16 protein-coding genes and 3 pseudogenes are annotated in these 24067 nt (G+C 72.0%); 14 read left to right on the top strand and 5 right to left on the bottom strand.

Annotated features, from left to right (window positions below; all coding sequences use genetic code 11):
• Nucleotides 1-124 precede the first annotated feature (124 nt).
• From ACFZBD_RS00095 to ACFZBD_RS00060, 8 genes are all read left to right on the top strand, one after another.
• Nucleotides 125-1822 carry a SpoIIE family protein phosphatase gene (locus ACFZBD_RS00095; RefSeq protein ID WP_391135806.1) on the top strand — a complete coding sequence of 566 codons (1698 nt, stop codon included), beginning with the start codon at nucleotides 125-127 and terminating at the stop codon, nucleotides 1820-1822.
• Nucleotides 1819-3150, top strand: a complete 1332-nt coding sequence (locus tag ACFZBD_RS00090; protein WP_391132738.1) for a cobalamin-dependent protein — start codon at nucleotides 1819-1821, stop codon at nucleotides 3148-3150. Before ACFZBD_RS00095 ends, ACFZBD_RS00090 begins: the two co-directional genes overlap by 4 nt.
• The gene (locus ACFZBD_RS00085; RefSeq protein ID WP_391132735.1) at nucleotides 3147-3551 is read left to right on the top strand and encodes an STAS domain-containing protein; all 405 of its coding nucleotides are present in this window, start codon (nucleotides 3147-3149) and stop codon (nucleotides 3549-3551) included. The genes ACFZBD_RS00090 and ACFZBD_RS00085 overlap by 4 nt, the downstream gene beginning before the upstream one ends.
• 111 nt (nucleotides 3552-3662) lie before the next feature.
• Nucleotides 3663-4607, top strand: coding sequence for an RNA polymerase sigma factor SigJ (sigJ, locus tag ACFZBD_RS00080; protein WP_391132731.1), 945 nt, complete (start codon nucleotides 3663-3665; stop codon nucleotides 4605-4607).
• Nucleotides 4608-4753: 146 nt separating this feature from the next.
• Nucleotides 4754-6019 (top strand): FAD-dependent oxidoreductase, encoded by a 1266-nt coding sequence (locus tag ACFZBD_RS00075; protein WP_391132728.1) that lies wholly within the window; start codon nucleotides 4754-4756, stop codon nucleotides 6017-6019.
• Nucleotides 6020-6270: 251 nt separating this feature from the next.
• Nucleotides 6271-6759 carry a carboxymuconolactone decarboxylase family protein gene (locus ACFZBD_RS00070; RefSeq protein ID WP_391132726.1) on the top strand — a complete coding sequence of 163 codons (489 nt, stop codon included), beginning with the start codon at nucleotides 6271-6273 and terminating at the stop codon, nucleotides 6757-6759.
• A 797-nt stretch (nucleotides 6760-7556) separates the two neighbouring features.
• Nucleotides 7557-8861: a serine hydrolase gene (locus tag ACFZBD_RS00065; RefSeq protein WP_391132723.1), complete on the top strand. Its 1305-nt coding sequence runs from the start codon at nucleotides 7557-7559 to the stop codon at nucleotides 8859-8861.
• A gap of 220 nt (nucleotides 8862-9081) precedes the next feature.
• Complete coding sequence (locus ACFZBD_RS00060; RefSeq protein WP_391132720.1) at nucleotides 9082-10437, top strand: amino acid permease; 1356 nt, start codon at nucleotides 9082-9084, stop codon at nucleotides 10435-10437.
• A 37-nt stretch (nucleotides 10438-10474) separates the two neighbouring features.
• On the opposite strand, the gene xdhC is transcribed toward ACFZBD_RS00060, so the two are convergent.
• From xdhC to ACFZBD_RS00040, 4 genes are all read right to left on the bottom strand, one after another.
• Complete coding sequence (xdhC, locus tag ACFZBD_RS00055; RefSeq protein ID WP_391132713.1) at nucleotides 10475-11284, bottom strand: xanthine dehydrogenase accessory protein XdhC; 810 nt, start codon at nucleotides 11282-11284, stop codon at nucleotides 10475-10477.
• A 1-nt stretch (nucleotide 11285) separates the two neighbouring features.
• Nucleotides 11286-13766: a xanthine dehydrogenase molybdopterin binding subunit gene (gene xdhB / locus ACFZBD_RS00050; RefSeq protein ID WP_391132710.1), complete on the bottom strand. Its 2481-nt coding sequence runs from the start codon at nucleotides 13764-13766 to the stop codon at nucleotides 11286-11288.
• Nucleotides 13763-15226 carry an FAD binding domain-containing protein gene (locus ACFZBD_RS00045; RefSeq protein WP_391132707.1) on the bottom strand — a complete coding sequence of 488 codons (1464 nt, stop codon included), beginning with the start codon at nucleotides 15224-15226 and terminating at the stop codon, nucleotides 13763-13765. The genes xdhB and ACFZBD_RS00045 overlap by 4 nt, the downstream gene beginning before the upstream one ends.
• 518 nt (nucleotides 15227-15744) lie before the next feature.
• Nucleotides 15745-16245: a cupin domain-containing protein gene (locus tag ACFZBD_RS00040; protein WP_391132704.1), complete on the bottom strand. Its 501-nt coding sequence runs from the start codon at nucleotides 16243-16245 to the stop codon at nucleotides 15745-15747.
• A gap of 226 nt (nucleotides 16246-16471) precedes the next feature.
• Here ACFZBD_RS00040 and ACFZBD_RS00035 point away from each other — a divergent pair, with 226 nt between their 5' ends.
• The 6 genes and pseudogenes from ACFZBD_RS00035 to ACFZBD_RS00010 form a co-directional block, all read left to right on the top strand.
• Nucleotides 16472-16834, top strand: a complete 363-nt coding sequence (locus ACFZBD_RS00035; protein WP_391132701.1) for a PRC-barrel domain-containing protein — start codon at nucleotides 16472-16474, stop codon at nucleotides 16832-16834.
• A 186-nt stretch (nucleotides 16835-17020) separates the two neighbouring features.
• A complete protein-coding gene (locus ACFZBD_RS00030; RefSeq protein ID WP_391135803.1) occupies nucleotides 17021-17647 on the top strand; it encodes a methyltransferase domain-containing protein in 627 nt (208 codons plus the stop codon).
• A 403-nt stretch (nucleotides 17648-18050) separates the two neighbouring features.
• A pseudogene (locus tag ACFZBD_RS00025) lies at nucleotides 18051-18392 on the top strand (DUF3662 domain-containing protein); the annotation flags it as partial.
• A 1839-nt stretch (nucleotides 18393-20231) separates the two neighbouring features.
• Nucleotides 20232-21143 carry an AAA family ATPase gene (locus tag ACFZBD_RS00020; protein WP_391135800.1) on the top strand — a complete coding sequence of 304 codons (912 nt, stop codon included), beginning with the start codon at nucleotides 20232-20234 and terminating at the stop codon, nucleotides 21141-21143.
• A 1642-nt stretch (nucleotides 21144-22785) separates the two neighbouring features.
• A pseudogene (locus ACFZBD_RS00015) lies at nucleotides 22786-23322 on the top strand (IS110 family transposase); the annotation flags it as partial.
• 40 nt (nucleotides 23323-23362) lie between these two features.
• Nucleotides 23363-23410 (top strand): annotated as a pseudogene (locus ACFZBD_RS00010) (hypothetical protein); the annotation flags it as partial.
• A gap of 18 nt (nucleotides 23411-23428) precedes the next feature.
• Here the strand turns inward: ACFZBD_RS00010 and ACFZBD_RS00005 are convergent.
• Nucleotides 23429-23662, bottom strand: coding sequence for a hypothetical protein (locus tag ACFZBD_RS00005; RefSeq protein ID WP_391132698.1), 234 nt, complete (start codon nucleotides 23660-23662; stop codon nucleotides 23429-23431).
• Nucleotides 23663-24067: the final 405 nt, after the last annotated feature.

The raw sequence follows: 24067 nt of genomic DNA, 5'->3' as shown, positions 1-24067 counted from the left end.
GTCGCGTGGTGTCGTCTCGAGTACGAGTACGTCCTGGCTGCGCGCGCCGTACCCGGCGCTGGTGGTCTGCCAGGACGGCGGTGTGGTCGAGGCCAACGAAGCGGCGAGCGGGTTGTTCCCCGGCATGATCAGCGGTGCGTGGCTCGCCGATGTCGCGCCGTCCTGGCTCGCCGACGCCCATCGGCGTCTCGCCGGGCCGCCGCGGCCCCGCAGCAGGCCGTCCGGCCGGCCGCAGCACTCCCGCACCGGCCCCGACCGGGATGCCGCTCTCGACCGGGATGTCGCTCTCGACCGGGATGTCGACGGCGACGGGAATGCCGATGTCGACCGCGGCGTCCGCCGTGATGAGGGCCCTGATCTCAGGCGCGGCCTCGGCCAGGGGGAGCGCTCCGACGAGCGGACGGGTCCCGCGCCGGTCCAGGGGCGTCACGACGGGCGGCTTCTTCGCGCTCATGCCACCCTGTCGGACCACGGGGACGTCGCCTGGTGGCTGGTCGACGACACCGACCGGGCGGTGCTGGAGCAGGCGCTCGAGGGCGAACGGCGGCGCACGCTGTTCCTCGCGGAAGCCTCGTCGAAGCTGCTCGCGTCCTTGAACACCGAGCGCTGTCTGGAGATGACCGCGCTGCTCGCCGCCGAGCACCTCGCGGACGCGGCGGTGGTGGTCGCCCCGCCGACCGGTCGGCGCCTTCCTGTCGTCTACGCGGCGGGGGGCCGTACGGAACGCCGCAACGCGGCCGTGGATCCGGCGGACCTCCCGGGGCTGGCCGAGGCTCTGCAGGGCTTCCCGCCGGTGCCGTCCAGGTGGATCGATCCAGCGGCCCTGCCGTCCTGGGCTGTGCCCGACCACTTCGACGGCGTCCCCGGTTCGGTCGCCGTCACCCCGCTGCCCGGCCATGGCGTCCCCGCCGGCGCGCTGATCCTGCTGCGCCGCAGTGACCGGGCGGCTTTCGACACCTCCGAGGAGCTCTTCGCCCGGCTGTTCGCCGCCCGCGCCGGCGCCGCCCTGTCGGCCGCCCGGCTCTACGGCGAACAGGCCCGCATCACCCAGACCCTGATGGCCGAACTTCTGCCGCCCGCCCTGCGGCAGGTCCACGGTGTGGAGTTCGCGGGCGGCTACCGCGCGTCGAAGGACACCGAGCGCGTCGGCGGCGACTTCTACGACGTCCACCCCGGCCCCGAGGCCGGCCGGGAGCCCCTCGCGGTCCTCGGGGACGTCTGCGGAAAGGGACTGGACGCGGCCGTCCTGACGGGCAAGATCCGCAACACCCTGCACGCGATGGTTCCCCTGGCCACCGACCACCAGTACGTCCTGGGCCTGCTCAACGACGCCTTGCTGACGTCCCACCACACCCGGTTCGCCACTCTGGTCCTGGCCTCCGTCAAACGCGTGGGCCCCCAGGTCCGGCTGCGTCTGACCAGTGCGGGGCACCCCAGGCCCCTGCTGCTGCGCACCACCGGCGAAGTGGAGGAGGCCGACACGGCCGGCACCCTGGTGGGCGCGCTGCCGACCGTCACCTCACGCTCGGCGACCGTCTACCTGGCCCCGGGGGAGACCTGCCTGCTCTACACCGACGGCATCACCGAGGCCCGTGGCGGCCCGCTGGGGTCGGCCATGTTCGGTGAGAGCCGCCTGCGGGCCGCGTTCGGCGAGTGCGTCGGCCTGCCGGCCGAGGCCGTCGTCGAACGCATCCGGATGCTCGCCTCCCAGTGGGTGGGCGACGGCCCGCACGACGACATGGCGGTGGTGGCGATCACCGCCCCGCACACCACCCATCTGACGGCGGTGAACGGACACACTCGGGGCAGGTACACCGCATGACTTCTCGCATTCCGGGCCCGCCCGCCGCGCCCGCCGACCCCCCTCCCGCGATGCCGGACGCTCCCACCGCGGTCGCCCGCGGCCTTGCCGTCGCCCCCGCCACGCCCAGCCCGGTCCCTGCCGCCGCTCCGGCTGCCGTGGGGACGGGCGCTGCGGTTGCCGCCTCCGGCGCTCCGGCCTCCGCCGGCCTTGGGGCCGGACCGGTCTTCGGGGAGGAGGATGCCGAGACGCTGCGGGAGCGGCTGTGGTCGGCGGTCCAGGCCCGCGGCGAGCACGCCGCCGTCGCCGTGTGCTTCGAGGCCCTGGACGGCGGCATGACGGCGGAGGACGTCCTGCTGGACGTGATCGGGCCGGTGCAGGCCCGCGTCGGCCAGGAGTGGGCGGCGGGCCGCATCAGCGTCGCCCAGGAACACGCGGCGACCGCCATCCACGACCGGGTCATCGCCGCCGTCGCCCACCGGACCCCGCACGCCCCTTCCCGTACGCCGCGAAACTCCTCCGGTACGGCGCCGACGCGGGTGACCGTGGCCTGTGTGGAGGGGGAGTGGCACGCCCTGCCCGCCCGGATCCTGGCCGAGGTGCTGCGCGGGCGGGGCTTCACCGTCGATTTCCTCGGCGCCCAGGTCCCCACTCCGCACCTCATCGCCCACCTGCACCAGACCGGCCCCGACGTGGTCGCCCTGTCGTCCTCGATCCCCACCCGCCTGCCCGCCGCGCACGCCGCGATCACCGCCGTCCAGGCGATCGGCCTGCCCGTCCTGGCCGGCGGTGCGGCCTTCGGCCCCCAGGGCCGCTACGCCCGGCTGCTCGGCGCGGACGGCTGGGCACCCGACGCCCGCGCGGCGGCCGAGATACTGGCCGCCCGGCTGGAGCGCCCCGCCCCGGCCCTCCCGGCCGGTGTCCCGGACGCCGCAGGCCGACTGCCCCACCTGGAGGACCAGGAGTACACCCTGGTCGTGCGCTCCAGACCACAGCTGGTGAAGAACGTCCTGACCGCCCTGGAGGACCGGCTTCCGGAGATGCGGTCCTACACCGACCAGCAGCGGGACCGGACGACCGAGGACATCGCCCACATCGTCGACTTCCTCGCCGCCTCCCTCTACACCGACGATCCCGACCTGTTCGCCGGCTTCGTCACCTGGACCGCCGGCATCCTGCAGGCCAGGCACGTCCCCGCCACCGTCCTGACGCCCGCCCTGGACCTGCTGGCGGCCGAACTCGGCGACTTCCCCCGCGCCCTGACGCACCTCGGGGCCGCACACGCCGCCCTGACCGCCTTCCCCTCCCGCACCACCGCCCCCGTCCCCGGCCCCGGAAACCACGCATGACATCCCACCCCCACGTCCCGTTCCGTCTCGACGCCGCCACCGCCGGCGACGGGACCCTGCATCTGACCCTCGCCGGCGACCTCGACTGGGACACCGCCGAGGACCTCCTGCGGGCCGCTCGCGCCCACCTCGCCCCCGAGCACCGGCCGGCCGATGTGCACCTGGACTGCTCCGGGCTGACCCTGTGCGACTCCACGGGTCTGTCCACCCTGCTGACCCTGCACCGCGAGACCGCGACGGCGGGGGTACGCCTCCACCTCGAGGGCCGGCCCGAGTTCTTCGACCGGCTGCTCCACCTGACCGGCACCTACCAGCACTTCACCGGCGCCGCGTCCCCGGCCGAGGCCCGCCCGGAGACCGACGAGGACACCGGCGCCCCGCCCCTGCCCCGCCCCCGATAGCCCGTGCGGGGGCGGCCCCGGGTCCCGGTAGAGAGCACCCCCGTGGTCTCGGCCCGGGGCTCGCGGGATGCCGCCCAGGGCTCCGTCCGGACTCGGGCTAGGATCCGGTCCATGGCGCTGACGGCGAAGGACGTGGACCGTTTCGAGGCCGCCATGCCCCGTCTGGAGGCGGTCGCCTACCGTCTCCTCGGCTCGGTGAGCGAGGCCGAGGACGCCGTACAGGAGACGTTCCTGCGCTGGCAGGCCACCGATCCCCACCGGATCGAGGTCCCCGAGGCCTGGCTGACGAAGGTCCTGACCAACCTGTGCCTCAACCAGCTCGCCTCGGCCCGCGTACGGCGCGAGTCCTATGTGGGCCAGTGGCTGCCCGAGCCGCTGCTGGAGGGCGACCCCATGCTCGGGCCCGCCGACACCGCGGAGCAGCGCGAGTCGGTCTCCTTCGCGGTGCTGACGCTGATGGAGCGGCTGGCGCCACGGGAGCGCGCGGCCTATGTGCTGCGGGAGGCCTTCGGATACTCCCACCGGGAGATCGCCGGGATCCTCGAGGTCGGCGAGTCGGCCGCCCAGCAGCTCTTCCACCGCGCCCGAAAGCATCTCGCGGAGGGCAGGGCGCGTGCGGAGATCGACCGGGCCGCCGCCCGGCGCGTCGTCGAGGAGTTCCTGGCGGCCGCCACCAGCGGCCGGACCGAACCGCTGGTACGGCTGCTGACCGCCGACGCCCGGGCGATCGGCGCCGGCGGCGGGAAGATCCCGGCCCGCGCCAAGGCGTTCGAAGGCGCCCAGGCGGTCGCGACGTTCCTGCGCGGCCTGTTCAGCCCCGGGCCCGCCAAGCGCGCCCTGGCCGGCGGATCGCCCGGTGTCTATCTCACGACCGCCAACGGCGGCCCCGCCGTCGTGGCGGTCGTCGACGGCCGGGTCGTCGGCATCATGTGCCCGGAGGTCACGGCCGAGGGCATCGCGGCGTTCCGCAACCAGGTCAACCCCGACAAGCTGCGGCGCGCGAGCGCGAGGTGGGCGGCCGCCGACCACGGCGCACCCCTCTTCCACGCCTTCTGACCGCGACCACCCCCGCCTCCCACCCCGCCCCGGTTGGGGTGTGTCCCGCTTCACACCTCCCGTCCTGTCAGGGATCGGGGCGCTGTCCGGTTCAAGAGGTGCAACCGCGCATCTCCCGCAGCGGACCGTGCAGACAGGAGCAGGACATGCAGCACCGCATCATCGTTCTCGGCGCCGGGTACACCGGCGCGGTCGCGGCCGGCCGTATCGCCCGCCGACTGCACCGCGACGACGTCGCCATCACGCTCGTCAACCCCGAACCCGACTTCGTCGAACGGGTCCGGATGCACCAGCTCGCCACCGGTCAGGACCTGCCGTCCCGGCCCTTCAGCGGCATGTTCGCGGGGACCGGCGTCGAGGTGACGCTCGCCCGGGTCACCGGCGTCGACGTCGACCGCAAGACCGTCACCCTCGCCCCCACTGCGACTCCCGCACCCGCTGGCACCGGCACCGGCACCGGCACGGAGGCCCCGGCCGCGACCGGCGCCGACGGCGGTGTGCGGCAGCTCCCGTACGACACCCTCGTGTACGCCCTCGGCAGCGGCTGGGACGACGGAGGCGTGCCCGGTGCCGCGGAGCACGCCTTCGAGATCGCGTCCCGGCCCGGAGCGCTGCGGCTGCGCGCGCGGCTCGCGTCCCTGCGGGCCGGGCAACCTGTGGTCGTGGTCGGCGGCGGCCTGACCGGTCTGGAGGCGGCGAGCGAGATCGCCGAGGCCCGACCGGACCTCGACGTGACCCTCGCCGCCCGCGGCGGCCTGGGGGAGTGGCTGAGCGGCAAGGGCCGCGGGCACCTGCGGAAGGTCTTCGACGGGCTCGGCATCACGGTGCACGAGCACACCGCCGTCACGCGCGTCGACGCCGACCGCCTCACCACCGCCGACGGCAAGGTCATCCCGGCCGCGGTCACGGTGTGGACCACCGGCTTCGCCACCCACCCCCTCGCCCGGGCCACCGCCCTGGAGGTCACCGACGCGGGCCGGATCATGGTCGACCCCAGCATGCGCTCGCTCTCGCACCCGGACGTGTACGCGATCGGCGACGCGGCCCTGGCGATGGGTCCGGGCGGCAAGCCACTGCGCATGTCCTGCGCCTCGGGCACCCCCATGGCGTGGCTGGCCGCCGACGCCCTCGCCGCCCGCCTCACCGGCGGGAAACTCCCCAGCATGCCGGTCCGCTACTTCAACCAGTGCCTCTCCCTGGGCCGCAGGCAGGGACTGATCCAGTACGTCACCGCCGACGACCGTGCCGTCAGCGCGGCCCTGACCGGCCGGACGGCCGCCCTCTACAAGGAACTCGTCTGCAAGGGCGCCGCCTGGGCCGTCGCCCACCCGACCCTCGGCCTGCCCACCCGCCGCCGCCGCACCACGGCGACCACGGCCCGGGCGAACTCCCCCCTGCCCGCCTCGACCTGACACCTCCGGCACCACGGGCGCCCGCACCCCCTGTCACCGGGCGGGCGCCCCGTCACGAGCCGGCCCGTCCCGAGCCGGCCCCGCCCCGGCCGGTGCCGTAAGGCCTTACCCGTACGCCCCCGCCGGGGCCGGGCTGTCGGCCATCGACCGTCGGCCGCAAAAAAAGATTCGTCGCATCCGGTCACACTTCCGTCGTCTGCTCCGTCAGTGAGGTGAAGACACCGGACAGGCCGATGCGAAGGAGCCCCGCCATGACGACCACCCCGATCTCCCGGATGCCCGATCCCGCCGCGTTCGTTCCGGAGGTGAGCGAGGTCAGCGCGGCCCTGTTCCGGGCCACGGGCAACCGGTCGGTGCCGCGCACGACGATGAGCCTGGTGCACCTCCGGGCCGGGCAGATCGTCGGCAACACCTATCTGACCATCCTGAACACCAGCTTCCTCCGTAAGGCGGGAGAGACCGAGGAGCGCATCACCGCGGTCGCCTCCTGGCAGGACGCCCCGTACTTCACCGATGCCGAACGCGCCGCGCTCGCTCTGGTGGAGGCGACGCTCCAGCCGGCGCCGCACGGCCGGGAGCGGGTCACCGACGAGCTGTACGCCGAGGTGGCCCGGCACTACGACGACAAGGCGCTGGCAACCCTGACCATCGCGATCGGCCAGATCTCGTTCTTCATCGCCCTGGCCGTGATCGGCAAGCCGGCTCCGGTCGGATCCCTCGCCGACGAACAGTGGTCCTGACCCCGCCCCTGTCCTCGTCCCCTCATTCGGCGGCGCGGCGGTCAGCAGAATATGACCGATCGGCAACAAACTGACCGGATGGGCAACTTTCTGACCGACTCGATCATCTCGTTGCTCGACATGGTCAGACGCAGGTAAGAGGGCCGAGCATGAATGCGGTACCGGTGGACGGGGCGTCCCCCAGAGGGTCGGAGAACGAGCGGCTTCCGGGCGGCGATGACGCCGCGCGGGTCGACGGCGCGGACGGGGTCGGTGGTGGCGGGAGCGCACGTCCCGCCACGCCGGGGGAGACCACCCGTGAAGCGGTAACGGACCCGGAAGGGGACGCGGCCGCGCCGGACGTGGAGCCGGAAACACCCACGGCCACGCCTGACCCGGCCCCGTCCGAGGCGGACACGGACCCGGCCACGCCGGACCCGGACCCGGAAGCAGAAGAGGTCACGGCGTCGCGGGACGAGCCGGTACGGGCTCCGGGCCCCGCGCTGGATCCCCGGTCGGCGGCCGCCGGCGCTGCCACCCGCCCTTCCTGGGCCGCCCCGGACCCCGAACCTGTCTCCGCGCCCGAACCGGCACCGAAACCCCAACCCGCACCGACACCTGAACCCCCGGCGGTACAGGCACCGGACCCCGCACGCGCACCCGCCCGGGAACCCGCGGACGCCCCTCCGTCACCGCCTCCGGCCTCCGCCCCCACCCTCACTCTCACCCTGACTCCCTCCTCACCCGCCGGCGCCCGCGACCGCGCTCCGAGTCCGGTGCCGGCGCCGGAAGCCGCGTCCCCGTCACCTGCATCGCTCGTGTCACCCGCGTACGACCCGCCGACGGAGCACACCGACGAGCTTCCCGCGTCCCCAACCGCGAAGCGGACCTCCCTGCGGTGGCTCAAGATCTCCACGTCGCTCGTCCTGCTGGCGGCCGTGGCCTTCGTCGCCGTGCAGGCACTGCGGCCGCTGCCCGCGCCGGCGGTCGGCGGCGCCAAGGCCTCGTACGCCCTGCCGGGCCGGTTCGAGATTCCGTGGCCCGACCACGGACAGGGCGCGGTCCACCTTCCCGGCACCGGCCAGGTCGCCGTGTTCGGACCGCAGGAGTCGGTACCGACCGCCAGCGTCGCGAAGATCATGACGGCGTACGTCATCCTCCAGGGGCATCCCCTGAAGAAGGGCGAGGAAGGGCCGCGGATCGCGGTGGACGCCCAGGCGGTCGCGGAGGGGACGTCCAGGAACGAGTCCAGGATCCAGGGCCTGACGCAAGGAGCGACCTTCAGCCAGCAGGACATGCTGAAGATGCTGATGATCCCGTCGGGCAACAACATCGCCCGGCTGCTGGCCCGCTGGGACGGCGGCGGCGCCTCCACGGCGCCCTTCGTGGCGAAGATGAACGCCGCGGCCAAGGACCTGGGGATGCACGACACCGTCTACACCGATCCCAGCGGCCTGGACTCCCGGACCGTGAGCACGGCCGTCGACCAGCTGAAGCTGGCGGAGGCGGCCATGAAGTCCGACGTGTTCCGGGCGATCGTCGCCCTGCCCGACGCCACGATCGAGGGGCTGCCCGAGCCGCTGTACAACAACAACGCCAGCCTGCTGCTCGCCGGGTTGAGCATCAAGGGCATCAAGACCGGTTCCAGCACGCCGGCGGGCGGCACGCTGGTGTGGGCGGCCTACAAGACGGTCGGCGAGAAGACGCCGCTGATCCTCGGCTCGCTGATGGGCCAGCGGGCCGAGGGGCCCGATCCCGACGCCCTGCGGAGCCTGGACCTGGTGAAGACCAACGCCCAGAAGGTCGTCGCGGCCGTCCGCGCGGGCCTCACCGACGGGAAGATCGTCTCCCGGGGACAGACGGTCGGGTGGGTGCGGGACGCGCTGGGCCGTCGTACGCCCCTGGTGGCCGTACGCGACATCGAGGTCGTCGGCGTACCCGGGCAGAAGCTGGACGCCGTGCTCCGCGTGAACGGCGCAGGGCTGCCCAGCTCGGCGGCACCCGGCACGGAGGTCGCCACGCTGACGGTGGGCAGCGGCCCGCAGGCCCTCCGGGTCCCGGTGGCGGTACGGGAAGGGCTGACCGAGCCCACGCTCCTCGACAGGCTCACCCGCCTCCCCTGACCCGCGCGCTCCCCGACGCCGGGGACCCGGAGCCGCCGCGAGGGCCCCGGGGCGTCGGGGAGGCATGGACGGCCGGGTGCACGCGGATTCGCTGCCCGAGTGGGCGGAAGGGGCATTGCGGGCGCACATCGGGGGCACCAGTCGACTCGGACCCCGTCGGCGTGCCCCCCACGTCGACGCCCACCCGGCCCCGACCTCGACATCCGAAGAAACAGAGACCATGACCCCGCCCCCCACCAGCCCCGCACCCGCGACCCAGGCCCCGCTCCGCAAGGTCCTCACCACCCGGCTGCTGTACTTCTTCATCCTCGGCGACGTGCTCGGCGCCGGGGTGTACGTGCTGATCGGCCAAGTCGCGGCCGCCTCGGGCGGCGCCGTCTGGGTGCCCCTCACCGTGGCCCTGCTGCTCGCGCTGCTCACGGCCGCCTCGTACGCGGAGCTGGCGACGAAGTACCCCCGCGCTGGCGGCGCCTCCCACTACGCCACGCGCGCCTTCGGTCCGGCGGTCGGGTTCTTCACCGGCTACTGCATGCTGGCCGCCGGCATCGTCTCGGTCGCGGCGCTGGCACGCGGCTTCGCCGGGGACTATCTGCGGGCTTTCGTCTCCCTGCCGCTCGTGCTGGTCGCCGTCGCGTTCCTCGCCCTGCTGGCACTGCTCAACGCGCGCGGCATCCGGGAGTCGACCCGGGCCAACACCCTCGCCACGCTGGTCGAGGCGAGCGGTCTCCTGATCATCGTCGGACTGGGCGTGTGGATCACCCTCCGAGGAGACGGGGACGTCGGCCGGCTGACGCAGCTCGGCACGACGGCGGAGGGGCCCCTGGCAGCCGTGCTGAGCGGAGCCGTCCTCGCCTACTACTCCTTCGTCGGGTTCGAGACCTCCGTGAACGTGGCCGAGGAGACACGCGACCCCGGCCGGTCCTACCCCCGCGCCCTGTTCGGCGCGCTGCTGACCGCGGGCGCCCTGTACGCGGCCGTCGGGGCCACCGCCTCCGCGGCCGTACCGACCGGGACGCTCGCCGCGTCCGACGGTCCGCTCCTCGAGATCGTCCGGGCCGCCGGACACGTGCCGGTACAGGTGTTCGCCCTGATCGCGCTGGTGGCGGTCGCCAACGGCGCCCTCCTCACGGGGATCATGACCTCGCGCCTCGCCTACGGGATGAGCCGGGAAGGGCTCCTGCCCGGCTTCCTCGCCCGCGTCCTTCCCGGCCGGCGCACGCCCTGGGCCGCGATCGCCGTCACCACGGCGCTGTCCGCGCTGCTGGCGACGAGCGGGGGGATCGACGTCCTGGCCGGCACGCTGGTCCTGCTCCTGCTGGTCGTCTTCTTCGTCGTGAACCTGGCCGTCCTCGTGCTGCGCCGCGACGACGCGGCGGGCACCGGTCACTTCCGTACCCCCACGGTCGTCCCGGTCCTCGGCGCCCTGTCCTGCGTCGCGCTGGCGACCCAGGTGGAGGCACCGGTGTGGTGGCGGGGCCTGGTGGTACTGGCCATCGGCGCCCTCCTCGGCGCCTTCACCCTGCTCCGCCGCCGCCACACGCCGACCCCCGCCGAACCGCCCACCACCCGCGTCTGACCCCCGCTCCACCCGATCGCCCCGCCCGGCGCGAACCTCAGCTGCCCTCGGACTCGAAAGTGCGCAGCAGATCGGCGGCGACGCTCACGGCGATGGTGGAGGGATCCTTGCCGGTGATGTCGGCCAGTCCGATCGGGGTCTTGATCCGAGCGATGGTCGCCTCGTCGTGACCGCCCTCGGTGGCGAGGCGTTTGCGGAACCGGGCCCACTTGGCCGCCGACCCGATCAGGCCGATGGAGCCGAGGCGGGGGAGACGGAGGGCGGCGTCGCACAGTGCGGCGTCCTCGGCATGGTCATGCGTCATGATCAGGACGTGGGTGCCGTGCGGCAGTTCCTCCAGTACCTCCTCGGGCAGCAGCGGCGTGTGATGGACGTGGACCTGCGCCACCGCGTCCGCCAGTCCGGCGAGCCGCTCCTCAGTGAGCAGATCGGGGCGGCTGTCGATCAGATGCAGGTCCAGGTCCTGACGTGCCAGGATGCGCGCCAGCTCCAGCCCGACGTGCCCGACGCCGAAGACCGCCACCGCCCGGACCGTCGGCAGCGGTTCGAGCAGCACCGAGACCGTGCCGCCGCAGCACTGCACGCCATGCCGGTTTACCGCCTTGTCGTTGAGGGCGAAATCCATCAGCTCCGGCTCCGGCTTGCCCGCGGCGATCATCTCCCGGGCCCGGTCGATCGCCACCGCCTCCACATTGCCGCCACCGATGGAGCCCCATGTCGTCGTCCGGCTCGCCACGAGCTTCGCGCCGGCGTCGCGCGGGGCGTGACCCCGCACGGTCACGACGGTCACGAGCACGCCGGGCTCCCGGCGTGCCCGCAACCGCGCGACCGCGGCGACCCAGGTCATGTCAGGCACCGCTCAGCGCTTCGGCGTCGGGACGGACCGCGCCGTCGGCCGGACCGGAACGGAGGGACGGGCCCACGGCGCGACCGTTCTCGACCGGCCGGACCCCGGCCTGACCGTCGGCGGAAGCCTCCCCGGCCGGGCTGCCCTCGCGAGCCTCGCCCTGACGAGCCGCCTGGACCGCCCAGTACACCGCTTCCGGCGTCGCGGGCGAGGCCAACTCGACACTGATCCCGCCCGGCCCGAACGCGGCGGCCGCCTGCCGCAGCGCTTCCCGTACCGAGAACGCCAGCATCAGCGGAGGTTCCCCCACCGCCTTGGACCCGTACACCGCACCCTCTTCGGTGGCGTTCTCCAGGAGCCGGACGTGGAACTCCTCGGGCATCTCCGAGAAGCTCGGCAGCTTGTACGTGCTCGCGGCCTGGGTGAGCAGACGGCCGCGGTGGGGGCCGTCACCGGCGTCCCAGCGCATGTCCTCAAGGGTCAGCCAGCCCGCGCCCTGCACGAACCCACCCTCGACCTGGCCGATGTCGATCATCGGGGAGAGGCTGTCGCCGACGTCGTGCACGATGTCCACCCGCCGGATCCGGTACGCGCCGGTGAAGCCGTCCACCTCCACCTCGGCCGCGGCGGCGCCGTGGGAGAAGTACTTGAACGGCGAGCCTTGGAACGTCTTCGCGTCCCAGTGCAGCCCCTCCGTGCGGTAGAAACCGGCCGCCGACAGCTGCACACGCTGGAGGTACGCGGTGCGCACCAGGTCGTCCCAGGCCACTTCCCGGTCGCTGCCCAGGGCGCGCGCGACGCCCTCGACGATCCGTACGTCCGAGGCACTGGAACCCAACCGTGTGGCGGCCACCACCCGCAGCCGCTCGCGCAGCTGCTCGCAGGCGTTCTTCACCGCCGCACCGTTGAGGTCCGCGCCTGCGCTGGCCGCGGTGGCGGAGGTGTTGGGCACCTTGTCGGTACGCGTCGGAGCCAGCCGTACCTTGTGCAGGGGGATGCCCAGCGTGGTCGCCGCCACCTGCAGCATCTTGGTGTGCAGGCCCTGACCCATCTCGGTGCCGCCGTGATTGATCAGGACCGAGCCGTCCTTGTAGATCAGCACCAGCGCGCCGCCCTGGTTGAAGGCGGTGAGGTTGAACGAGATCCCGAACTTCAGGCCGGTGACGGCGAGCGCCCGCTTGGTGTGCGGATGCGCGGCGTTGAAGGCGGCGATCTCACGCCCGCGGTCGGCGATGCCGGCGTCGTCCTTCACCTGCTCCCAGACGGCGGAGATGCGCTCCGGCTGAACCACCGGCTGTCCGTACGGCGTCGACTGGCCCGGCCGGTAGAAGTTGCGCTCCCGCAGCTCCATCGGGTCCAGCCCGAGCAGCGGCGCGCACCGGCCCATGATGTCCTCGATCACCAGCATGCCCTGCGGTCCGCCGAAGCCGCGGAAGGCGGTGTTGGAGACCTTGTTGGTCCGGGCGATGCGGCCGGCGACGCGGGCGTGGGGAATCCAGTACGTGTTGTCGATGTGGCACAGCGCGCGGGCCACCACCGGCTCGGACAGGTCGAGGCTCCAGCCGCCGTCCGCGGTCAGGGTGGCGTCCAGGGCCTGGATGCGGCCGTCGGCGTCGAAGCCGATCCGCCACCGGGCGTGGAACCCGTGCCGCTTGCCGGACATGGTCAGATCCTGCGTCCGGTTGAGCCGTACCCGGACCGGCCGGCCCGTCAGCCTGGCACCGAGCGCGGCGACGGCCGCGAAGCCGTGCGGCTGCATCTCCTTGCCGCCGAAGCCTCCGCCCATCCGCAGGCACTGCACGGTCACCTCGTGGCTGTGCAGACCGAGGACGTGCGCCACGATCTCCTGGGTCTCGGAAGGATGCTGAGTACTGCTCTGGACGAACACCTGCTCGGCCTCGTCGACATAGGCGAGCGCCGCGTGCGTCTCCAGGTAGAAGTGCTCCTGGTCGGAGAACTGGAACTCGCCGCCGAAGACGTGCGCGGAGTCGGCGAAGCCGGCGTCGACGTCACCGGTCACCATCACGGGCCGGGCGCCGTGGAAGCTCTCGGCCGCGATCGCGTCCTGCAAGGTGATCACGGACGGCAGTTCGTCGAGGTCCACCTCGACGGCCTCCGCGCCGAGCCGGGCCGCCTCCAGCGTCTCGCCGAGGACCCAGGCGACGGCGTGACCGTGGAACATCACCGTGTCGGGGAAGAGCGGCTCGTCGTGCTTCATCCCGGCGTCGTTGACGCCGGGCACGTCGGCCCCGGTCAGCACCCGGACCACTCCCGGGACGGCGAGTGCCGGCTCCGTGCGCAGGTCGGTGATGCGGCCGTGGGCCTTCATGACCTGGACCGGGTAGGCGTGCAGTACGTCCTTGGTGCGGTGGACCAGGTCGTCGGTGTAGAGGGCGGTGCCGGTGACGTGCTGGACGGCACTCTCGTGCGGCATCGACAGACCGACGACGGGCTTCTCGGGACGCTCGGACAGATGACTCATGACGACACCGCCTCGGTGGTTCGCGTGTACAGCTTGCGCAGGCTCTGGCCGAGCATCGCGGAGCGGTACGCGGCGCTGGCGCGGTGGTCGGACATCGGCGTGCCCTCGGACCGGAGCACCGGCACCGCGGCCTCGACGGTCTCCGCCGTCCAGGGCCTGCCCTCCAGGGCGGCCTCGGTGGCGATGGCACGGATCGGGGTGGCGGCCACGCCGCCCAGGCCGATGCGTGCCTTGCGGACGATCCCGTCCTCGATGCCGAGCGCGAACGCGACCGCCACACTGGAGATGTCGTCGAAGCGCCGTTTGGCGATCTTGTGGAAGGCCGCGACCGGGGACAGCGGCAGCGGGACGCGCACCGAGCGGATCAGCTCGCCCGGCCGGCGCACGCTCTGCCGGTATCCGGTGAAGTACTCCGCCAGCGGGACCTCGCGCTCTCCGTCGGCGTCGGCGAGCACCACCGACGCCTCCAGCGCGAGCAGCACCGGCGGACTGTCACCGATGGGGGACCCCGTCCCCAGATTGCCGCCGAGGGTGGCGCCGTTGCGGATGAGCCGGGACGCGAACTGCGGGAACAGATCCGCGAGGAGCGGGACGGCGCCGTCGAGACGGCGCTCGATCTCGGTGAGGGTGAGCGCGGCCCCGATCTCGATGTGGTCGGAGGCGACGCGCAGTTCCCGCAGCTCGGGCAGTCGGTCGAGGGCCACCACGCAATCGGCCCGCCGGGCACGGATGTTCACCTCCACGCCCCAGTCGGTGGAGCCGGCGACCAGCACCGCGTCGGGCCGCTCGCGCAGCACCTCCAACGTCTCGGCGAGGGTGTTCCTGCGCAGGAACGTCCGGCCGTCCCGGGTGTACTCGGTGGCGACCGGCGCGGGCGGCGACTGTTCGCGGCGCCGGGCCAGCGGGTCCTCGTCCGTGGGTGTGCCGACGGCGTAGGCGGCGTCGCGGATCGGCCGGTAGCCGGTGCAGCGGCACAGGTTGCCGCTCAGCGCGTGCAGATCGAAGCCGTTCGGGCCGTGCTCGGCGTCGCTGCCGCCGGCCGGGTGCGTGTGCGCGCAGCGGTCGGGGCGGTAGTACTCGGCGGCCATGCTGCAGACGAACCCCGGTGTGCAGTACCCGCATTGGGAGCCGCCGCGGACCGCCATCTCCTCCTGCACCGGGTGCAGGGTGGGCGGTGTGCCGGGGCTGTCGACGGAGGCGAGGCCCTCGGCGGTGATGACCTCCTGGCCGTCGAGTGCCGCGGCCGGGACCAGACAGGCGTTCACCGCCACCCAGTCGGTGGGCTTGTTCACGCCGGGGCGGGCCACCAGGACCGAGCAGGCGCCGCACTCACCCTCCGCGCAGCCCTCCTTGGTTCCGGTGAGGCCTCGCTCGCGCAGGACGTCCAGCACGGTGGAGTGGGGAGCGGCCGGTGACAGGGGTGTCTCTTTCCCGTTGACCGTGATCCGCGCGGCTACCACGACGGGCCTGCGTTCCGGACAGTGATCGGACGGTTCATCATGTTCGCCAAGACGGGCAGCTTTCTGTGTTTCCGGACGCGCCACAAGACAGGGGCGGTCGGGCGCAGGACGGCACGCGACAGCGGCGTACCAGGAGATCAGAAGAGGGGGGCGGAGAAACCGCGATGTGCCGTCGACGGACACATCAGGACGGCGTCGTCAGCAGCCGTGCGCAATGCGACCCGGAATCCAGACCGTGCTGTGGGCGAGGCGACTCAGGTCGGAGCTGGTGTACATCCGCTGGTCGCCTCCTCTCGGTCGTCATGGGTCTGCGCTGACCGCAAGGTAATGACTGGCGCCGTCGAGGTCAAGGGGCCGGAGTGTCACCTCCGGGCGAAAGCGGATGCCCGCGGCGCCTGGAAGACGGCTATCGCGACGCCTCGAGCAGGGCTGCCGCCAGGCGGCGACCGTGAGGGGGAGGGGGCCGGAGCAGCCGGGGCGCGGCCGGGCTGTGGGCGGCTGGGCTGTGGACGGCCGGACTACGGCTGGGTCGGTCGGCAGTAGCACTGTACGAGTTCGGCGTGCGCGGGGAAACGTGAGACTAGTTCGTCGGGCCGGCCGAGGGTCATGTCGGCGTAGTCGAACCCGGGTGCGACGACTTCACTGATCAGGGCGTGGTCTCCCGCGGCGAGGTGGGATGCCTTCCACACCCCTCCGGGTACGGCCAGGGTGAGCACCTGCCCCCGGCCGGTGTCCTGCCCGAGAACGGCGCTGCTGTAGTGCCCGTCGGGGTGGAGCAGGTGATAGGTGATCGCTTCGCCGTGGTGGTGGAAGTGCAGGATGTCGGAGCGGTTCAGGTGCCAGTACCCGACCGGCGACCAGTGGGTGAGCAGGTAGTGGATGGAGGTCAGCGTGTAGCGCTCGCCGGCGGGTGTCCGGACGCGCGGCCGGTGGTCCGCCTGAAAGGTCCGCCGGAAATACCCGCCTTCCACGTGCGCTTCCAGGCCGAGGGCGTCGATCCAGTGCTGCGCCGTGATCAAGGCAACCTCCTGTGTGGACCGCCGACGGGGGTGGGACCGATTCGAGTGTGCCTATGTGGACCAGATCGTAAGGGGCTGACTTGGCTGGTCGCCGCTGCCCTCGGCGAGGGCGGGTCGGCGGCGACGGGCATGGGGACGGTGTGACGGGGCACGTGAGAGCGGGCCCGTCATACGGGGCCCGGGCGGGTAGACCGCCAGCAATTCGACATTCAGGAGCTGTTCGTACGTGACCGAGAACGCGTGGAATTACCGTCCGTCCTTCAACTACGCCGTCGGCACGGACCTCGTCGGCTACAAGGTGGAGGCGGTCGACGGAAGCATCGGAAAGGTCGACAAGCACTCCGAGGAAGTGGACGACGCTTACATCGTGGTCGACACCGGTGTGTGGATCTTCGGTAAGGAGGTCCTCCTGCCCGCGAACACGATCTCGCGCGTCGACACGGAGGGCAAGGAGATCACATTGGACCTCTCCAAGGAGCAGATCAAGAACGCCCCTGAGTTTCACCGTGACAAGCACCTCGACGAGGTCGAGTACCGCGATCAGGTGGCTTCGTATTACGAGCAGACGGGTGGCACAGACCGGAAGTAGCCGCAGGTCGGGGATGCTGTGCGCCCGGGATGCTGAAGTGGTGCGGGATTCGCGCGGTGTCCCCCGCAGACGTGGTCGGCCGAGACATGGCTTGCATCGATATGGCTCGCATCTGCGACCATGATTCCTACGAAAGGCATTCTCCTTGCTCCGCAGGGGCTCGGCTGACCGGAAGGCATGCGCGACGTGACTGAGCCACGTGACCGTTGGGCGGAGCTGACCGGCGGGAAAGCCGGCGAGGAGTACGCCCGGAGGTTCGCGCGGCTCGCCGAATCGGGCCATGACATCCACGGCGAGGCCGCTTTCTGCGCGGCGCTGCTGAAGCCTGCGGCCCGGGTCCTGGATGCCGGCTGCGGCACCGGCCGCATCGCGATCCGGCTCGCCGAACTGGGCCACCACTGCACCGGCGTGGATGTCGACGCCTCCATGCTCGCCGTCGCCCGCCGCGACGCTCCCGACCAGGAGTGGATCCTCGGCGATCTGGCCCATCTGGATGCCCTCGGCGTGCGTCCGGACTTCGACCTGGCCCTGGCCGCCGGAAACGTCATCCCCCTGCTGGCCCCGGGCACCGGGTCAGCCGTCCTGCGGCAGTTGGCCGCTGTGGTGCGTCCGGGTGGGTTGGTGGTGACAGGGATGGGCCTGGATGCGGCGCATCTGCCGCTGCCGGAGCCGACGGTGACTTTGGATGAGTACGACCGCTGGTGCACGGGGGCTGGGCTGGTCTTGCGTGGGCGTTTCGCCACGTGGGGCGGCGATCCCTACGAGCCGAGCTGCGGCTATGCCGTCAGCGTGCACTCCCGCTCTGCGCTGTAGGGCTCAGTTCCCCTGTGCGCGGGCTCGGCGCCTTGGGGGTGCTGGCGGGGGAGGGGATAGGTCCCCAGGTGCGGGCGGTGTACGTCGGGGGCTCAGGTGCTCGCTGGTGCGGGTGAGCGAGGTGTAGGGCCGGGCGGACGTCCGCCGCGGCTCTCTTCATTCGCCGTCTGGGGGTCTGTACGGCGGCCACGACCAGCCGACCCGGGAAGAGGCAACGCCAGACCCCGGCCACCTCAGCCGCCCTGTCGCGCCCCGCCCCGCCCTGCTGCCCCCGTGGTGGTGGGGGCTGTTGTGGTGAATTGGGGCGACACGCCATGGGTAATCACGGATTGTGGCTATATTGCTACTATCGGTGTTGTGTTGTTCTGCCCGTGTTGGGTGGCTGGGTAGCCCGGAGGCTGTGATGGGGACGCTGGGCAGGATCGAGCGGCGTTTCGAGGCTGTGGTGAACGGGACGTTTGCGCGGGTGTTCAAGTCGGCGGTGCAGCCTATGGAGTTTATCGGGGCGTTGCGGCGTGAGTGTGATGTGAACGCGCGGATCTGGGATCGGGACTGCACGATTGTGCCGAATGGGTTTGTGGTGGAGTTGTCTCCGGGTGATCACGAGTTGCAGAGTGCGTGTCTGGTGATGTTGGGCCAGGAGCTGGTCGGCAGGTTGCGTGATTATGCGGAGGAGCAGCGGTATTCGTTTGTGGGTCCGTTGAAGGTGCAGTTGCAGCGTAGTGAGGGGTTGCGGGCGGGGCAGTTCCGGGTGCGGAGCCGGTTGGAGGTTCCGCCGGAGGTGCAGGGTGTGTTGCAGGCCGGTGCGGGTCACCACGCCGGGTATGCGACGGCCGGGTATGCGGCGGCGGGGGGGCGGGGGGGGGGGGGGGATAAGCAGGTCCTGACGGTGGAGCAGTTCATATCGTTTGGTCTGGCGTTTGCTGCGGACGGGTCGCTGGTGCGGGCTGTTCCTGCGGGGTCTTTCGCCCCGTCGGGGTGGGGGGAGGGGGTGTGGGACGGCAGGGGTGGCGGAGTTGTGTCCCGGACGGGCCGGGTGGCGCGTGCGTTGCCTGCCGGTTCGGGTGCGCGCCTGGCGCTGGGGCCGGGCACAAGCCACACCAGCGGTGGCGGTGTGGCGTTGGGGCCGGGCCCCAGCCACACCAGCGGTGTGGTGGTGGGGCGGGGCGGGGGTGGTGCTGTCCGCCCTGCAGCAGGGGAGGGGGTGTCGCGGCTGGTTGCGGGTGCGGGGGAGTCTTCCAGGAGTGGGGTGGCGGTGGGGCCGGTGTTCACGACGGTGCCGCCTGGTGGTCTGCGTCGTGAGCAGGCCCTGCCCCGCCGCCCGGCCCCGGTCACATCGCATGTTGGGGAGGAGGGCCGCCGTCTGGTCGCCGGCCCGGTACCCGGCACACCGCCCGCCGGTGCGGGAGCCCCTTCCGGTGCGGTGGCCCGCTTCGGTGCGGTGTCCCGTGCTCCTTCGGAGACCGGCTCCGGTGCGGTAACCCAGCCCGGTGTGGTGTCCCGTGCCTCTGCGGTAGCACGCTCCGGTGCGCATTCCGGTGGCTCTGCGGTGTCCCGCCCTGGTGCGGTGGCCCCTGCCTCTGCGGCGGAGGGTCGCCGTCCTGCTGCCGGTCTGATATCCGGCGCACCGCCTGCCGGTGTGGAATTCCCTGCCGGTGCGGTGACCCCTGCCGGTGTGGTGTCCGGTGCTCCTGCGGTAACCCGTGTTCCTGCGAAGACCGGCTCTGGTGCGGTAGCCCCTGCCTCTGCGGTAACCCGCTCGGGTGCGGTGTCTGGTGCTCCTGCGGTGTCCCGTGCCGGTGTGGATACCGGCGCTTCCGTGGCAACTCCCGCTTCTGTGGTGTCCCGCTCGGGTGCGGTGGCCCCTGCCTCTGCGGCGGAGGGTCGCCGTCCTGCTGCCGGTCTGATATCCGGCGCACCGCCTGCCGGTGTGGAATTCCCTGCCGGTGCGGTGACCCGTTCTGGTGCGGTGTTCCGTTCTGGTGCGGTGTCCCGCGAGGGTGCGGTAGCTCCTGCGTCTGTGGTGTCCCGTTCAGGTGTGGTGTCGCGTGCTGGTGCGGGGTCCGCTGGTGGTGTGGGTGTGGTGTCTGGGGTGTGTGTGAGGTCCGTTGCTTCTGCGAAAGGGTTGATCGTGTCTGATGACCGGGATGGCCGGGATGACCGGGGTGGCCGTGTGGATGGTTGTGTGTCCGATCGGGAGGGTGTGGAGGGGGCGGGGCTGGTGACGCCGGCTTCGGGTGGTGCTGCTGCGGAGTCTGTGCAGGGGGTGCAGGGGGTGGTGGGGGATGAGGAGCGTGGTGAGGTGGTGTTGCGGGGGGAGCCGCAGGCGGGGCTGCGCGCGGAGGCGCGTGGTGGGCAGGGTGGTGTGTACGGTCCGGGTGGGGAGCGGGGGCCGGTGTCTTTCAGCGGGGGTTATCCCTTCGGGCAGGCTGGGGTGGGGCAGCGTTTCGGTGGGCCGGTTCCTGCCGGGGCGGGGTGGCCGGGTGGGGAGCGGGGTGGCCGTGGGGGTGTGTTGGGGCGTAGTGCGGCGCTGGAGCTGTCTTCGGACCGTTTGCTGCGGGGCCGGCCGGGGGAGCGGCGTGGGTTGAGCCGGCTGCGTATCGGTGGCAGGAACGCGGAGCGGGAGCGTGAGCAGAAGCTGGCGATCCTGCGGACGCCGGTCATGCAGTGCCACAAGATCGCTGTGATCAGTCTGAAGGGGGGTGTGGGCAAGACGACCACGACGACGGCTCTGGGTGCGACGTTGGCCACGGAGCGCCAGGACCGGGTGGTGGCGATCGATGCCAATCCGGATGCGGGGACGCTCAGCCGGCGGGTGCGTTGTGAGACGAGCGCGACGATCCGTGATCTGGTGGCGGAGCTTCCGAACATCGACAACTACATGGCGGTGCGGCGGTTCACCTCGCAGTCTCCCAGCGGTCTGGAGATTCTGGCGAACGAGGCGGATCCCGCGCTGTCCACGGCGTTCAACGATGAGGACTACCGTCAGGTGGTCGGCTGTCTGGGGCAGCACTATCCGATCGTGCTGACCGACTCGGGGACGGGTCTGCTGCACAGTGCGATGCGGGGGATCCTGGATTTCGCGGATCAGCTGATCGTGGTCGCCACGCCGAGTGTGGACGGTGCGACGAGTGCCAGTACCACGTTGGACTGGCTGAGTGCGCATCACTACGACGATCTGGTGCAGCGGAGTATCACGGTGATCTCCGAGGCCCGTCAGAAGAGCAAGATGGTGCGGGTGAACGACGTCGTGGACCATTTCCGTGCCCGCTGCCGGGGTGTGGTGATGATTCCGTTCGACGAGCACCTGGCCACGGGTTCGGAAGTCGATCTGGAGCAGATGAAGCCCAGGACTCGCCGGGCGTACTTCGATCTGGCGACGCTGGTGGCCGCGGACTTTCCCCGGACGCAGCCCGAGGCGGTGAGCTGGGGCGCTGCCTATCCGCACTCCGGCTACAACGCGGCCAGTATGTTCGCGGCCCCGCTGCGGGGCTGACCGGCCGCCGGATAGGGCCGGGGCGCCCGCCCGGGGGCGCCACGGGTCTCGTGTGTGCTGCTTTTGCGTGCTGCCAGCGCCCGCTGCCGCAACGCTTCCCCAGGCTCAGGCCCAGGCCGGTGCGGCAAAAAGTAGGGGGGCCGGCAGCGTTCGGCCCCCCGGGTGTTGCGGTGGGGGCGGGCACTCGTTTTTCCCGTGAGCCGGCCCGCCGGAGCCGTGTGCGCAAGGCCCTGCCGGCGACGGCCCGCCCGCTTTGCCTTGGGTGTTCTCCGGCGGGCCTGGCCGGCCGGCACCGGGACCCGTCGTCGGGCTGGCCCGGTCAAGGATCCGCAGCGAGCGGGCCCTTGACCGGGCCTCAGCCGGTCCCGATCCGCCGCTCCGGCCGTGGACACCCGGGGCGGGGCGGCGGCTGCGGCGCATCTGGCATTCCGTCAGGCCGTGGCCAGGGCTTGTGCCCTTGGTGCATGCGGGGCTGATGAGGATCTGCGAGAACGACCAGCGATGCTTTCCCTCCACTTCGTTGCAGCTCGAACTAAGTGGGGTGTGTGGGGAGCGAAGAGCGCACGTGAGGGCCCGGCGACCGAAGGTCGCCGGGCCCTGTTGATCGGTGACGGTCAGGCGAAGTCGTTGCCCGCGGGGCTCGGTGCCGTGCGATCGCCGAGATTGTCCAACCCTGCCGACGCAGTGCGTGAGCATCCACGTCTTCCTCCCGCGTGAGCATCCAGGCCCCCGACCAGGCCCGCTACCGCTTGGAGCACCAGAGCAGCGGCCTGCGGCTGCCGGTTCCCGCCGGCGGGACACGCAAGGAAGCTGGACGGCGGGGAAGTCGTCTACGTCGACCCCTCCGGACTCGAGGGACTGCGGTTCAACGGCGCAGGGTTTGCGGGCTCCGATGTCCTGCGGCACTGGCAGGCGACCGAGGAGGCGCAGACTTGCCGCGACACCCCGGGCTGCGGACGCGTCAGGGCGGCCACGACAGGGCGCGCAGGACCCGGCGGCTGGGGAGTTCACCTTCCAGGACAAAGCGAGGAAGTTCCGGGCCGCGGTGACACTACGTCGTCTACCTCCGCGCACCGGACGAGCAGGGGAGCCGCTGCCGGCCCGTCTTCGACACCGCCGTTTCCGGCCTGCGCCTTGGCACCTGAGCTACCGGCCCGCCCTAACCCCGGCCCGCCCCAGCCCCGGCCCGGCCGGGACTGGGGTCGGCGGGCTTCACGCCGCCGCCGACGCCTTCGCCAGCGGCCCGCCGCCGCCCCCCCGTAACACCGCGTCCCTCTGCCGTCGTTGCTGCTCCGGCGGCGCCGCCCGGGCTCGCCCGGTGTGTGTCCGGGCAGACGAAGACCGCGCCCCCGCTCCGGGGCCGTGAGCCGGATGCGCACCCGCAAGGGCGGCGGGCCCGGCCGGCCCCCCGTCACCTTCTTCGTGGCTCCGCAATGGGGCCTCCGGCCTTCGGGTCCGGCATGACTTCCCCCTTGTTGTTGATGGTCCCGGGGGGGCACCGGGTCCGGAGGCATCGCCGGACTGCTGATGACGGGCTTGGGCACCAGTTTCACCCAAGGCCGGAAAGGCTCTCCGTAACGTTCATGTGGCAGCTCGGTGCCGAGGCAAGGCCGGACGAGAAGCGTGATGGGGGAGCCTGCGCATGATCGACACCAGCACCATCGGCGTTCTCCTCGGCCTGGACGTCGGCAAGGGTGAACACCCCGCCGCCGCCGTCACCCTGGCCGGGAGGAAGGCGTTCGACAAGCGCCTGCCCGACACCGAGCTTCCGCGAGCTGTTCGCCAAGCTCCAGGCCGAGCACGGAACGGTGCTGGTCGTGGTCGACCAGCCGGCCTCGGTCGGCGCCCTGCCGCTGGCGGTCGAGAGGGACATGGGCTGCCCGGTCGCCTATCTGCCCGGCCTGACGATGCGGCGGATCGCCGACCTCTACCGGGCGAGGCGAAGACGGACGCGAAGACGCGTTCATCATCGCGGACGCTGCCCGCGCGATGCCCCACACGCTGCGGGCGGTCGACGGCGAGGACGAGACGATCGCCGAGCGGAAGATGATCGTCGCTTCGACGACGACCCGGCCGGCGAGGCAACCCGGGTCGCCAGCAGGCTGCACGGCCCGCTCACCCAGATCCCCCGGTCCTAGAGCGCGTGCTGGGGCCGCGGTTGCAGCATCCGGCTGTCCTGACCCGGGCACCTCGCCGCCTACGCAGGACTCGCCCCCGCGACCCGCAGTTCAGGGTCTTCGATCCGCGGCGAACAACCCTCTCGGTGAGGAGTCCAGAGCACCCGGTCAGTCCTCCGGCCGAAGCCGCTGACGAGCGGCCTCCAGCCGCTGGTCATAGTCAGGCGCGAACAGTGCAGGAACCGTCTTGTCGAGCGTTCCTGCGATTCGATGAATCGGTGCCCAGACCGCCGGATCGTCAACAACTCGGCCGAGGCCGGTCATCTGGAGCTTCTCCAGCCAATGCGACAGCACCAGCGCCTCGTCACTCGTGAGCTTGATCGTGACCTGGCTATCACTCATGCACACCCCTACGGCTCAGCCCGCCCTTGACCGCACGAACCTACTGGCCTTGGACCTTGACCCAACACAGAGGGCGGCACCCCCCAGCCCTCCCGCGCGCGCCGGGGCCCGGTGGGGCCCGACCTGCGGCGGACGCGACCGGCATCCTCATCCGCCGCAGCCCCGCTACGACCGGGTGCGCAACAGGCCGGCACATCCCCGGGCCTGACGGCCCGCACACGTAACCCCCGCCCCTTGCTCTCGTACGTGAGCGAGTAGTGCCGGACCTGACGGCCCGCCGCCCCGCCCCCTGCCGCCGCCTCGTCCCGCGCCGCCGGTCCGCCGGCGCCGTGAGCGCGCTGAGGACAAGGCAGCAAGCAACGAGCACCAAGCAGGGGGCACCAATCCAAGCCACAGGCACCAAGC

The sequence above is a fragment of the Streptomyces sp. NPDC008121 genome (genome assembly GCF_042957155.1).
Classification (GTDB): Bacteria; Actinomycetota; Actinomycetes; order Streptomycetales; family Streptomycetaceae; genus Streptomyces.
This window is presented reverse-complemented; position numbering and strand designations above follow the sequence as displayed.

Coding starts and splice junctions, on each gene's coding strand:
- xdhB (WP_391132710.1), bottom strand. CDS start 13,766: ATGAGTCATCTGTCCGAGCGTCCCGAGAAGCCCGTCGTCGGTCTGTCG.
- ACFZBD_RS00070 (WP_391132726.1), top strand. CDS start 6,271: ATGACGACCACCCCGATCTCCCGGATGCCCGATCCCGCCGCGTTCGTT.
- ACFZBD_RS00005 (WP_391132698.1), bottom strand. CDS start 23,662: ATGAGTGATAGCCAGGTCACGATCAAGCTCACGAGTGACGAGGCGCTG.
- ACFZBD_RS00060 (WP_391132720.1), top strand. CDS start 9,082: ATGACCCCGCCCCCCACCAGCCCCGCACCCGCGACCCAGGCCCCGCTC.
- ACFZBD_RS00095 (WP_391135806.1), top strand. CDS start 125: ATGATCAGCGGTGCGTGGCTCGCCGATGTCGCGCCGTCCTGGCTCGCC.
- xdhC (WP_391132713.1), bottom strand. CDS start 11,284: ATGACCTGGGTCGCCGCGGTCGCGCGGTTGCGGGCACGCCGGGAGCCC.
- ACFZBD_RS00075 (WP_391132728.1), top strand. CDS start 4,754: ATGCAGCACCGCATCATCGTTCTCGGCGCCGGGTACACCGGCGCGGTC.
- ACFZBD_RS00085 (WP_391132735.1), top strand. CDS start 3,147: ATGACATCCCACCCCCACGTCCCGTTCCGTCTCGACGCCGCCACCGCC.
- sigJ (WP_391132731.1), top strand. CDS start 3,663: ATGGCGCTGACGGCGAAGGACGTGGACCGTTTCGAGGCCGCCATGCCC.
- ACFZBD_RS00090 (WP_391132738.1), top strand. CDS start 1,819: ATGACTTCTCGCATTCCGGGCCCGCCCGCCGCGCCCGCCGACCCCCCT.